The sequence below is a fragment of the Levilactobacillus paucivorans genome, assembly GCF_001437125.1.
Classification (GTDB): domain Bacteria; phylum Bacillota; class Bacilli; order Lactobacillales; family Lactobacillaceae; genus Levilactobacillus; species Levilactobacillus paucivorans.
Genome location: NZ_JQCA01000119.1, coordinates 1 through 12,825 on the forward strand (window position 1 = coordinate 1; position 12,825 = coordinate 12,825).

8 protein-coding genes and 1 pseudogene are annotated in these 12,825 nt (G+C 49.2%); 2 read left to right on the top strand and 7 right to left on the bottom strand.

Going from position 1 to position 12,825, the window contains the following annotated elements; all coding sequences use genetic code 11:
• A pseudogene (locus IV54_RS08965) lies at positions 1-341 on the top strand (hypothetical protein); the annotation flags it as partial.
• A 124-nt stretch (positions 342-465) separates the two neighbouring features.
• On the opposite strand, the gene IV54_RS08970 reads toward IV54_RS08965, so the two are convergent.
• The 3 genes from IV54_RS08970 to IV54_RS08980 form a co-directional block, all read right to left on the bottom strand.
• Positions 466-2,586, bottom strand: a complete 2,121-nt coding sequence (locus IV54_RS08970) for an L-type lectin family protein (protein ID WP_057879025.1) — start codon at positions 2,584-2,586, stop codon at positions 466-468.
• Positions 2,587-2,887: 301 nt separating this feature from the next.
• A complete protein-coding gene (locus IV54_RS08975; protein ID WP_057879026.1) occupies positions 2,888-5,476 on the bottom strand; it encodes a MucBP domain-containing protein in 2,589 nt (862 codons plus the stop codon).
• A gap of 326 nt (positions 5,477-5,802) precedes the next feature.
• Positions 5,803-7,377 (bottom strand): peptide chain release factor 3, encoded by a 1,575-nt coding sequence (locus IV54_RS08980; RefSeq protein WP_057879027.1) that lies wholly within the window; start codon positions 7,375-7,377, stop codon positions 5,803-5,805.
• Positions 7,378-7,552: 175 nt separating this feature from the next.
• Between IV54_RS08980 and IV54_RS08985 the strand changes: the two genes are divergently transcribed.
• Entirely contained in the window at positions 7,553-8,107 is a 555-nt protein-coding gene (locus IV54_RS08985; protein WP_057879028.1) for a hypothetical protein, read from the top strand.
• 55 nt (positions 8,108-8,162) lie between these two features.
• On the opposite strand, the gene IV54_RS08990 is transcribed toward IV54_RS08985, so the two are convergent.
• From IV54_RS08990 to IV54_RS09005, 4 genes are all read right to left on the bottom strand, one after another.
• Positions 8,163-10,187, bottom strand: coding sequence for a CDP-glycerol glycerophosphotransferase family protein (locus tag IV54_RS08990; protein ID WP_057879029.1), 2,025 nt, complete (start codon positions 10,185-10,187; stop codon positions 8,163-8,165).
• Positions 10,188-10,200: 13 nt separating this feature from the next.
• Positions 10,201-11,073 (bottom strand): hypothetical protein, encoded by an 873-nt coding sequence (locus tag IV54_RS08995; protein ID WP_057879030.1) that lies wholly within the window; start codon positions 11,071-11,073, stop codon positions 10,201-10,203.
• 69 nt (positions 11,074-11,142) lie between these two features.
• Entirely contained in the window at positions 11,143-11,559 is a 417-nt protein-coding gene (tagD, locus tag IV54_RS09000; protein WP_057879031.1) for a glycerol-3-phosphate cytidylyltransferase, read from the bottom strand.
• Positions 11,560-11,708: 149 nt separating this feature from the next.
• Positions 11,709-12,821, bottom strand: a complete 1,113-nt coding sequence (locus tag IV54_RS09005; protein WP_057879032.1) for an AI-2E family transporter — start codon at positions 12,819-12,821, stop codon at positions 11,709-11,711.
• Positions 12,822-12,825: the final 4 nt, after the last annotated feature.

The window sequence follows — 12,825 nt, forward strand, 5'->3', positions numbered from 1 at the left end:
CGAGGAGATCTCCAAAGGATAGAAACTATCCTTCAACACCATTTGACAAAGAGCCAGATAACTACCGTCCCGAATTCATGCCAACAACTGAACCCGTGCTGATGTCTCTGGTCTACGACCCAGACAGCCGGCGGATCTTGGGTGGGGCCTTGATGAGTAAATATGACGTCTCACAATCCGCTAATACCCTCTCCGTCTGCATCCAAAATGAAAATACAATCGACGACCTGGCAATGGTTGATATGCTTTTCCAACCAAACTTTGACCGCCCATTCAACTACTTAAATATCCTAGCCCAAGCCGCACAAGCACAGGCTGCAAAACTCGCACCCGCAGAATAGGTGTCGTTTAACGCAAAGGTCCTCACAACACGTTCCGTGAAGAACATGTTGTGGGGACCTTTTTGTCGTCGGCTTAAGTGTGCCAACGACAGCTATTTTTATCGTTCATTGCGTTTGCCCTAGTCTAGGGAACATTATTCAGAGTCCAAGTAATCGTCGATTCATAATCGCCTTGAACCGCATCACCGTCGACATCTAGGAGCAGGCCTGATTCATCCTGCCAGTTGCCAACGACATCCGTCACATCGTCCGTATCCGTGGAGACCCCATTGCTTACCGTGATTGGGTCACCACCAATCGCCGTCTGACCATCCTCATCGTAGTACCGCAGTTCACCGGCAAGCGTCCGTCCATCCGAGGAAACAAATGGAGTTGCGGTGACCTGTAGAGCCCAGGAGGCACCCGCCTCACGGGTATCCAGAATCTTAACCTGCCAATCTGAGGTCCGCTTAATCTGCTGAGACGACCCGGTTAATGAGGTTGCTTCAAAAGAACTGGCCTCGGCCACCGCCTGAAACGTCAGTTGGCCTGGGACGATGATCGTGTAGGTGACCTCATTGGACACGTTCTGGTAAGGGTCCGTCACCCAAAGTTTGAGACTATTACTGCCGGCCTTCAGCTGCCCAGGAGTCAAGGTCAGGTCAAACCGACCATCATCCCCGGCTGGCATCTTAAAGTCTGGCAGGGATGACCCGTTCAAGGTGCCGGAAACGGTCATATCGTCGTTACTCAAGTCGACACCTTCTGGAATAATCACCAGACCCTTAAAGGTCGCACTGGCTCCCGCCTCAATCTGAGTACTCGATCCAGAGAGTGAGAACAAGTTTAATTCCAGGGTTGGGTTCAAGGTAAACGCTGAGGTATCAGTTGTGACAACCCCGTTAACCGCATTAAAGGTAGACGCACTAGCTGCCACGCTAGTTGCTCCCTTCACGTCCTCGGCCGTCCCCGTCAACGTAATGGTTGCCCGCGGATTAGCCGTGCTCAATGCGGTTGGCAGTGACCATTCAATCTGATTATCCACTAAACCATTCAGACTCAAGTCACTCGTGGTACCGTCGGCATAGGTAACTTTTGCCGTGTCGTAGTTCAGATGATCCGGTAGACTCATTTTGGCGGTCAGGTCCTTCCAGGACTGCTTGCCATCCAAGTAATTGAGTTGGTAATCTAGTTGGAACTTGTGGCCGCCTTTAAGAATACCACCATCGTCAATGACCTGATTGGTGTTTTTGTCCGTCAGCGTGGTGGTTGCCTTAGCATCCACCAGACCTGGAATTTTTTCCATCACGACTAAGTTGTTTTCGTAACTACTTCCCGTGGCACCCGTAAATCCCCACTGGATCTGACCGGTATGATCCGGATCAATTTTATCGAGGTCTAAGGTTGCCTGTTCACTGACCCCAGGTTGGTCGGTACCATCCACAGGGTCCTTGTCATTAAACGTGTAGGTTAAGACCTTCGAATCGGCCTTCCAATCCACCGTCAAATGATGCCAGGCGCCATTTGATAGAAACGTATAGTCGCCGTTCAGAACCCCTTCATGTTGCTGCTGCGCGTAATAACCAGATGCGGGAATCGGCAACAGTTGAGAGGTCTTCACCATGTTATAGGTGGCCACATCCCCGGGATAGCCATTGGCCAAGTGCGGACCGCCAAAATCAACGTCAAAGGAATCGGCATCCGCAGCATTCGAGTAACTGGTCGATTTATTTAAATGCGTATCAAACTCTAACGCCCAGCTGTTTTGAATCGCTGAGGCCGCAATTTTATCTGCAGTAGCTTGCTTCCGATCCGTGGCAATTCCCCAAACACCCAAAGTTTCACCGTAGATCGTCTTGCCAAAGGTTGGGGTGGCATTCAGTCCTCGAGAATCATTTTGGAAGACCAATGCCATGCCATCCGCGGCCTTTTTCCCGGTATTTCCAAAATAAATCCACATTGAAGCGGTTTCATTCTTTTTTAAATTAAACACATTGTCGGCGGTTGACCAAATTGCCCCAAATTGGTTTTTCCCATTGTTAACCTTGGCCGCCTGAGTTCCCGTAATTGCCGGATTGGTTGTCGTCACCACCGCGGCCGTATTGTTACTGGTCGTTCCCGGCGTAAAGATATTTTCCAGTGAGATCCCTTGCGGAGCGGTCTTCAAGGCATTGTCATAATCCGAATCCGCATAGCCTATCACATGTTGACCGAGACCTAAACCGATCCCGACTATCAACCCTAGCCAAACTTTCAATTTCTTCATAATCGCTCCTCTCCGCCCCCAAAAGATGTTGGGTCGCAATTACCCGTCAGTGAGTCACTTTCTTCGCCAAAAGAATACCATGCGCACACCGCTTAAGGGGTAATTTATCAATTTTAAAAGAAGAGCCTTCGAAAATTGACAGAGTTATGGGAAATCATAAATTGCATAATAAAAAGGGACTAATTTCAACTTTCGAAATTAATCCCCATTTGACTCATCATCCAATTTAGTCAGGTCAGTTAGCAAAACTTTCCTCCCAATGGACTAGACTCTCTTCAATTCTGCTGGTTGTTAATGTTGCTTACTCTTCTCGACGCTTATGTTTCATGAAGCCGGTCCCAAACAGACTGACCAACAGCAGGCCTAGCCAAGTCCAGGAAGATTGGGCTTCACCCGTCTGTGGCAGACGACCGGTCGTTGATCCGGATCCACCACCCAGCGCTGAGTAACTCAAATCAGTCGACCCATTATCACCATCACCAGTCGTGGCATGGTCAAACTCGCTACCAGAGACTGGACTATCAATCTCCTCCTCGTCGTCGGTTGCCACTGATTGTGAGCCTTGACCAGTACCAGATTGGTTACCTGAACCTGTGTCCGTGGTTGAACCACCAGTGTTCCCAGTGGACCCTGTTTCCGATCCGGTACCGGTATCATTTTCATTGCCATCACTAGTGTCAGTCCCGTTGCCAGTACCAGTGTCATTTTCATTGCCAGTACCAGTGTCAGTCCCGTTGTCAGTACCAGTGTCACCGCCGTTACCGGTGTTATTGCCATCGCCGGTACCACTACCATTGCCGTCACCGGTACCACTACCATTGCCGTCATTGTTATTATTGTCGTTACCGTCATCAGAGTCGTTGCCATCCGAACCAGAACCAGACCCCGTCCCAGAACCATCACCTGAACCTGAACCAGAACCTTCTTCAGATCCATTGTCAGAACCATTGTTTCCGGAACCATTTCCGCCAGTTCCTGGGCCGGTCACCGTACCTCCATTGCCATTGTTGTCCCCTGGCTTGTTGCCATTGACATCACCGTTAGAATCCCCGTTGTTGTCGGAGCCGTCTTGGCCATCGTTGCCATCAGCATCACTATCAGAGTCCCCATTATTATCGGAACCATCCTGACCGTCATTGCCATTAGTATCGCCGTCAGAGTCTCCGTTATTGTCAGAGCCGTCTTGACCATCGTTTCCGTCGCTATCGCTATCCGAATCACCATTGTTATCGGAACCATCGTTACCATTGGTATCGCCGTCGGAGTCTCCGTTACTGTCAGAACCATCTTGACCGTCTCCACCATTGGTATCGCCATCGGAATCTCCGTTGTTATCAGAACCATCTTGATCGTCTCCACCATTGGCATCGCTGTCGGAGTCCCCATTATTGTCGAAACCATCTTGACCGTCTTGACCGTCGTTACCATCGGCATCGCCGTCGGAGTCTCCGTTACTGTCGGAACCATCTTGACCGTCGTTACCATCGGCATCGCCATCTGAGTCTCCGTTATTGTCAGAACCGTCTTGACCGTCTCCACCATTGGCATTACCGTTCCCCTGATCGCCACCATTCATATTCCCTTGGGAATCGTCGCCATCACCTGTGGAACCATCGCCTCCGTTGCCAGTACCGGTATCCTGATCATCCACCTTCTCATAAACATGGACGACCTTTTGTTCTTCACGCAAGAACTTTCCAGTCATTTCACCCTTGGTTTCTTTGTGTTGATAGCCTTCGATTTTGACTGGCTGCGTTTGATAGGGAGCACCCAATCCTCCCGTCAGTACCTCATCATCCTGAAGCTTGTTGCCATCCGTATCAACGTGAGAAACGGTTACCGGTGCGGGATACGTCGTAAACCGGTAAGTGTTTACATAAGTCCAGAGGACCTTACCGTCTGGGGACCGCACCTCACCCAGCATGGCATTACGGGCATCGTGTTTCAGCATTTCACCAGTCGTGAAATTATCATCGGGCCGGGTATATTCCTGATCCGCCAAATGATCATAACTCAGGCCCTTATCCCCGTCTGAATGGGACTTACCAGCACTAAATTTTAATTTGAAAACATCGTGAGTTCCTAGTAGATCCCCCGTATCTTCATGTCGATCCTCGCGGGTATAGGCCGGCACGGCGTAACGGTCAAGCGCTTTCATCTCATAGCGTGACCCATCAATCCATGTACTGGTATTCTTCAGATGGCCAGACAGCTCATTTCCAGTAAACCGATCCGTCCGGGAGATGACTTGACCCTCACCCTTGAAAACTTCGAAGGGAATCTGACCCAATGGAGAGAAGTCGGCAATCTGACAATTTGACAGGTCGAGGTAGGACAGATTAGTCAAATTCGCTAATTTTCGGACATCGTCAATTCGATTATTCTTCAGAATCAACGTGTCTAATTTTGTCAGATTCATTAGTGGCGACAAAATCGTGATATGGCCTCGAGGCTGTCGGATAGGGTTCTTACCGAAGGCCTCCCGGTCCGTCGAATCGAAATTCGTGACTGACCCATCTAAGTCTAAGTAAGTTAAATTAGTCGCGTACTCCAAACCTTCCAGACTAAACATTTGAATCGTTTGAACACCCACACCACTCACATTTTCCTTGGTCAGTTCCATCTTGGTCAGCAGGCGCATATCTTTCTTGGTAATGTCATCTTCTGTTTTCCAATGATGTTTGATGTTCGGGTCATTATTAAGCGTTTTCAACATAATCTTTCTTAAAGTCGGATTGGGCATCCATTCCCAAATATGCTCGGTTGCCCGTTGCGAACTCGTTTGCCCAGTTGCTGCTGCGTGAACATCTTGCGGTTCTGTGGCCATCCCCACGCCCATCAAAACCGTCGCCGCCGTTAACCATAAACTTGCCTTCACATTTACTGTCATCTTACTCTCCTCCAAATTTCCCCAATTTTTTTAATTTCTGTCTGTTGTTCTAGCTCCGATAAACAACATCCTAACAGGGAACTTCGAAGAAGGAAACCAATTAAATTGTACACAATCGTTTCACAAAGTATTGGCTTTGCGTCATGAACACCAATCATTCACTTATCGCACGACCCCCACTGGATAATCAACGTTCATAAGGGTTTATGACAAAACGAAGGCATTATACAAGGCCTATACCAATCAAATTAGTCTCAGATTTCCATCTAAAAAGTTAGTGAAATTAAAAAGGCCCAGACGACTGTCTGAGCCTTGCAGCGTTTAGATTAGAGTTTTGACGTCAATTCAACGTCAGGATACTTGTCCTTGAACCACCGTTCCGCGAAACGGTTTTCAAACAGGAACAATGGTGCGCCCTGGCTATCTTTAACCAGTAAGTTCCGTGACGAGGACATCCGTTCATCCAACTGGTCGGGGTTGATCCACCGAGCCGTCTTCTTCCCCATTGGTTCCATGATAACTTCCGAGTTGTATTCATTTTGCATCCGGAATTGGAACACTTCGAATTGAAGTTGACCCACGGCACCCAGGATATAATCACCAGTTGAGTAAGAAGTATACAGCTGCACAGCCCCTTCTTGAACCAGTTGATTAATCCCCTTGTGGAAGGACTTTTGCTTCATCACGTTCTTAGCGGCCACCCGCACGAACAGCTCCGGTGTAAATTGTGGCAGCTTTTCGAACTTCACGGTTTGCTTGCCCGTGTAGATACTGTCCCCAATCTGGAAATTACCAGTATCATACAGCCCAATAATGTCACCGGCCACAGCCTTCTCCACATTCTCACGCGTATCAGCCATGAATTCAGTCACGTTGGACAGCCGAAGTTTCTTGCCCGTTCGCTCCTGAATAACGTCCATTCCACGGTCAAATTCACCAGAGCAGACCCGCACGAAGGCAATCCGGTCACGGTGCTTAGGATTCATGTTCGCTTGAATCTTAAAGACAAATCCAGAGAACTCACTGTCAGTTGGAGCAATGTCTTTGTCCTCTTGCGTGTGGTGACTTGCTGGCTTAGGGGCATATTCCAAATACGTTTCCAGGAAAGTTTTAACCCCAAAGTTTGCTAAGGCTGATCCGAAGAAGACTGGCGTCTGGTCCCCGCTGGCAATCTTGGCGGCGTCGAACTGGTTCCCGGCTTCTTCAATCAACAACATGTTATCGCGGGCTTCTTGGTACAAACCATCGTCTTCCAAGTCGTTGCCATCGGCCAATTCTCCGTCCTCATGGAGTGGCAGGTATTGGGTATCACCAGATGGCCGGTACAAGGCCACACGTTGGTGATAGCGGTCATACAGACCCTTTAATTCCTTACCCATCCCAATTGGCCAGTTCATTGGATAGCCTTCAATACCCAGGACATCCTCCAATTCGGCAATCAGGTCCATCGGTTCACGGCCATCTCGGTCAAGCTTGTTCATGAAGGTAAAGATCGGGATTCCCCGCATCTTACAAATCTGGAACAACTTCTTGGTTTGGGGTTCGATCCCCTTGGCAGAGTCAATGACCATGACTGCGGAGTCCACAGCCATTAACGTCCGGTACGTATCTTCTGAGAAGTCTTCGTGTCCCGGGGTATCCAGAATATTGATCCGTTTGCCCTGATAATCGAATTGCATCACAGAACTCGTCACCGAGATCCCACGCGTTTGTTCGATTTCCATCCAGTCAGACTTGGCGAAGTTACCACTCTTCCGTGCCTTAACGGTCCCGGCTTCACGCACCACGCCCCCGAACAACAGCAATTGTTCGGTAATCGTCGTCTTCCCGGCATCGGGGTGGGAGATGATGGCAAAAGTCCGTCGTTTATCGACAGCTGATGCTAATGTTTTTTCGCTCATAGTTTTTCCTCACAAATTTTTTTGAATTTAGATTATCTGAAATTTTAAATTTACGTGACGTTATAATTTTAACACATCTAGGGTCACAATACATGATGGCCGGCATTTCTGGATCACGCCGCCCCTATTTCGTGGTATCATTAAAGAATGAACTTATTTAGAATCGGGTGAAATTATGTCGGCGAGTACGGAAGCCCTCATCATCGAAATTATCTTCTGTCTGGGCGCGATCATCGCGCTAGGGGGTCTCATCGGTCTCATTGTGACCAAGCAGCGCCACCGACCCCTGCGCCCCGCCATGGCAGTCATTATCAGTGGTGTAGGAATTGTGATCATTGCCAGTCTGCTCAACGTCCTGTTGTTCAAGACCTATGACCAAACACGCGTTAAAAAAGATGACTACTACGAAATTACCAGTCTCACCAACAATATGCAGGCTTCCTTGGCCAGTAGCCAAGCGGCCAACCAACCGGTCAGTCCTTCTGCTAAGAAAGCCAGTAAGAACGTGACCTATCTGGTGAAACACATGGCCCAACCAGTAGCCTCACGCCAAGATGCTCAGACAGCGCAAAGCGAATTGACGCAACGCCACCATCCCCGGGTTACCCGAGTGAAGGCCGCCTATCAGCGGATTCTCAATCGCTATTTCAAGCAGATTGTGCACCAGCCGCAACAGGCCAAGCGCTTGAGTCAATACGCCTATCAGCAAGCCATTAAAGTGAATCATTAGGTTTAGTCAAAGCAAGGGGTCAGGATGCGATAACGTCCTGACCCCTTGTTTTTTATCAACCATGATTTTCAATCTGTTGTAAGATATAGGCCACGACTTTCCATGAACTCTGGCCATCATCAATGGCACAGAAGCGACGATAGAAAGCCATAAAACGGGCGTCATGACTCATATCAGGAGTCGCCAATTTCTGCGAAATTAACGAGAGAAGTTGTGATTCATCATGCGCAATCTCCCCTGGTAACTCGGTCTCGTAATTCAAATAGAACCCGCGCAACTCATCCTTATACACCTGATAATCGTACGGATAGAATAGGATCGGCCGTTTGAGATAGGCGTAATCGAAGAAGACCGAAGAATAGTCCGTAATCAACAGGTCACTAACCAGGTATAACTCCGAAATATTCGGATGACGTGAGAAGTCAAAGACGACACCTTCATACCCCCGAATATCTAGGGTATTCGCAATCAGATAGTGCATCCGTAAAATTAGCACGGTATCTTTTCCGAATCGCTGCTGAAACTCTGCCAGTGAGAAGGGCAAATCAAACGTATACTTGCCCTTCTCAGCGAACTGGTTGTCTCGATAAGTTGGCGCATAGAGCACCACCCGTTTATCCAATGGAATTCCCAATTTTCGTTTGAGTGCCGTAATCTCTGCCGGCGTACTGTTCACCAGGGCATCATTACGGGGATAACCCACCTTCAAGATCTGATTGTTAAAGCCAAAGGCGGTTCGAAAGACCTGAGTCGAATAATCATTGGGAGAAATCAAGGCATCCCAACGATTGGCTTCCTTCACAAAGTTCGCATGGTATCGAGCCGTCGTTGTCCCAGGCATCGTCACTTTTTCAATGTCTAATCCCAGTTTTTTCAGTGGTGTCCCGTGCCAAGTTTGAATGTAAGTCAGATAGTCGGGTTTCTTTATCCATAATGGGAAGCGGGCATTACTGATCCAGAAGCTTGCCTTGCCCAGTAACCGCACCCACCTCGTGGTCCGGCGAATCACATAGGGAATGTCATGTTGCCGGCAGAAATGCCGCTGTGACCGGTTGATCGACCACACACAGTTAAATTCTGGATAGAGCCGGGTAAACAGGCGATAGATGGCATACGGTGAGTCACTCACTTGGCGGCCACCAAAGCTTTCAAAAATGAGAGTTGGCCGCTCATAGGGCGTGTGCCCGTGTCTAAATAACCGTGACAGATAGGTTAGATTAACCTTATCTGCCAATTGTGCCACCCACTTCACAACTTGACGCAATTGCCCGACAGCGTTGACCACCCGTTGTGGCAATGACGGTGCCACTGACGCCGTCACGAGCAGGGCATTGTCGAAACGCTTATCAAGCATGACCAGTCGATGCTGGTGAGTCACCAGTTCCGTCGTCTGTCCCGCCAATGAGCGCGCCAAAACCACGCGTCGTTCCACTGTCTCTTCGCCAACAGTTGTGCGGATATAGAGGACTTGCGGCGTATCAAGCGGTAGTTCGGCTAATGGCAGGGACAGCGTAACCAGCCCTTGACGAGTGTCCTGGACAACCGGTCCCACGATGACGTGCTGATCGGATTTGTCTTTCAAGACCAGTCGCTGCTGGACCAATGGCTCAGGGTTAACCTGACGCGTTCCCACCACTTGTAACTGATCATCCACCAAGTTGATCGCCGTGACCTGAACTTCCGTCGCGGACTGATGGGTATGACTGTTTAGAATGGCCATCCCCGCAGCATCGCACCGGAGCTGACAGGAACTCGTTTGTGAGGTCTGCCAACGATCGCTGAGCGCCTCACTCTCAATCTGAATAACCCCGTGCATCGTGGACTGCGCCACGTTGAGATATAGCTCCCAGCTAAAATCACGCCGACCACCCTGTTCAAATTGCAAGTCCATCGGATTGAATGCTACCCGAACCACGTGTTGATTGACCATCCGCGTCACGGGGACAGTCAGTGTCGCCTGTGTTTGCCGTTCAAAGAAGGTCACCGTGAGCGTCGCAAAAGGTTCTGGAACATTGATGAGTTCCAGCTCCAATTCTGATTGCTGATTTGAATGCTGACATCCTGATAAAATCGCTCGCACGATGGCAAACTCCTTAGTAGTTAAAGATTAATTGATTCGGCAGTAACGGTGAAAGCCGGTCATTGATGGCTAATGGACTAAATAATTGAAAGTCCGGGGTTAAGACCCGATTCAAAACGACTCGATACAAGTCCTCAGTGGTCGTCAAGCGCTGATAGTTAGCATACACCACGCCACTGTACGTCACATCGGTCGCCGGCAATAATACCGTCTGATCGGCGGCGGTCACAGACGCCTGGCGTTGCGCGAACGCATTCTCCAAGGCGACGTGTTCGTCAGGTGGCAAAGCGGCGGCCATTCCCGACATCGGCTGAAGACTTAAGACATGTTGGCCAGTCCGCACTTGGCGGGTCAATCGTAACACGGCCTCTCCCTGCTGATTAAGTAGGTAGCGCGTCTGTGCCACCCCGGCTTGAATTCTAGCCACGGCCACGACCGCCCCGTTCAGGCCATAGGTAACCGTCTGAACCAACTGATCGTAGTCGTATTGCCGGAGAACCATCGGCGTCTCATCATCCAACTGGCGAAGCTCCGCCACCAATTGACCAGCACGCAGGTAGCGTTTCACCTGTTGAGAATGGTCCACGAACACCCGCTCTTCACATTCGCTAAGGTCAACGGCTAGACGTTCTTTGGCAGACAGAACGCGCCCGGCATCTTTGGCAAAAACATCGGCTAGGGTCACAAGGTTAGCCTGCGCCACCAACGAGTCTCGTGTGGCCAAGCGATTTAATTCGGCGCGAATCTCCCAGACTGTCTCCATGGCTGGCGTGGCCACCAGCAGATCGACCCGTTCAGCCGTTCGAAGTGCACCAGATAACCGACTGGCAAAGGTTGCCTGTTTTAAATCATGACAGTCAGTCACTAAGAAAACCGCTCGTTTCATCCCCAAGCCTCCTTTGAATTTACCGCTATGACAGAAAAATCCTTAGTCTACGACTAAGGATTGGTCAACCTATTCTTCAGCCTTCCATTCTTCTTCATCGGTAAGGCCAAGGTCATGCTTAATTTTAGTCGTGGAAATACCTTCCGTCCGTGGCAAGTAAACGACTTCACAGTAGTCCTTCAAGAAGTCAAACTTACCCTTCCAGTCGTCACCCATGACAAAAATATCAATATTGTTTTCTTGAACATCTTTGATCTTTTGGTCCCAAGTGGTTTCGGGAATCACGTGGTCCACGTACTTGATGGCTTCCAGAATGTACTTCCGGTCTTCATAAGATGTGTACGCCCGCTTGCCTTTTTCCGCATTGAATTCATCGGAAGAGACACAAACCGTCAAGTCGTCACCCAGTGCCTTAGCACGCTTCAATAAACGAACGTGCCCTTTATGCAATAAATCAAACGTCCCATACGTAATTACTTTTTTCATGTCGGTTCTCCTACTTATCTGGTTAATTTCCCCTGGCGGTTCCAGGAGGCGTCTTAAAAATCCAATAACAATCTAAATACTAGCATATTGAGCGGTCACGTCAACTTGAAAACCGCTCTACGAGGACTTTGTTGTGAAGTTTTAATATTTCACAACGATTTTTGCTCGGCGTGCTCCAATTGCCAAATGCTGTAGACATAGGTCACCACCGTCTTAACGACCGCATAAAATGGAATCGCCAAGATCATCCCGAATAGCCCCGCAATATTACCTGCGGCTAATAAGATAATAATAATCGTCAACGGGTGAATCTGCAAACTTTTCCCAATAATATTCGGATAAACGAAGTTACCATCGATTTGTTGGACCACAACCACCACGATGATCACGTAGATAATCAGGTTGGTACTCGTGGCAAAGGCCACAATCAACGCTGGCAAAATCCCAATGTACGGTCCCACATAAGGAATCAGATTACAAATTCCCGCAAAGAGTCCCAAGAGTAAGGCATATTTCTCTCCTACCAAGACATAACCAATTGCGGTGAAGATCCCCACGAAGAGGCATTCGATGATTTGCCCGCCAACATATTTAGCAATGGTCGTGTTCATCCGACTCAGAAGCTCCGTCGTCTGCTCACCATGCTTAGCCGGCAGCCACTTCTGAATGGCCGGCAAAAATTTCTCGCCATCCTTTAGCATGTAAAACAGCATGACAGGCACTGTAACGGCGGTTACGGTCACCGTGGTAACTGTTCCAATCACCTGGCCAATCCCGCTGGTAACGCCACTCATGAGGCTCTGCGCATATTTGGAGAGGGCCGACTGTAATTGCGTCAGATATTTTGAGAAATCAATACTTTTTAGCCAGGGTTGCTGCGTCCATTTTCGTAAAACGACCTCACTCGACTTGGCGAAGTCCGGAATACTTCCCACAAGTGTCGTAATCTGCGTGGCCAGCCGGGGAATCAGCCACATCCCCCCGGCAACCAAGACCGCCACCAATAGCAGAAAGACCACGCTAACGGCGCCGGTGCGGTTCAGATGGAAACGCCGCCACCGGATTTTCTCCAAGATGCGAACCAGTGGATTCAGCAGATAGAACAACACCCCGGATAGCAGGAGTGGCACGAAGATCGTCGATAAGAAGATCCCAATGGGCGAAAAGAGAAAGCTAATCTGGGTACAGACCCAGATTAACGCCGCCACAATCAGAAGTTCCAGTGACCAGAACATGAGTCGGGAATTCGCAAGCCATTTCATGGAC

Bases quoted from the DNA above. Each gene is read 5' to 3' on its own strand.
- IV54_RS08970 (WP_057879025.1), bottom strand. From the start codon at position 2,586: ATGAAGAAATTGAAAGTTTGGCTAGGGTTGATAGTCGGGATCGGTTTA.
- IV54_RS08975 (WP_057879026.1), bottom strand. From the start codon at position 5,476: ATGACAGTAAATGTGAAGGCAAGTTTATGGTTAACGGCGGCGACGGTT.
- IV54_RS08980 (WP_057879027.1), bottom strand. From the start codon at position 7,377: ATGAGCGAAAAAACATTAGCATCAGCTGTCGATAAACGACGGACTTTT.
- IV54_RS08985 (WP_057879028.1), top strand. From the start codon at position 7,553: ATGTCGGCGAGTACGGAAGCCCTCATCATCGAAATTATCTTCTGTCTG.
- IV54_RS08995 (WP_057879030.1), bottom strand. From the start codon at position 11,073: ATGAAACGAGCGGTTTTCTTAGTGACTGACTGTCATGATTTAAAACAG.
- tagD (WP_057879031.1), bottom strand. From the start codon at position 11,559: ATGAAAAAAGTAATTACGTATGGGACGTTTGATTTATTGCATAAAGGG.
- IV54_RS09005 (WP_057879032.1), bottom strand. From the start codon at position 12,821: ATGAAATGGCTTGCGAATTCCCGACTCATGTTCTGGTCACTGGAACTT.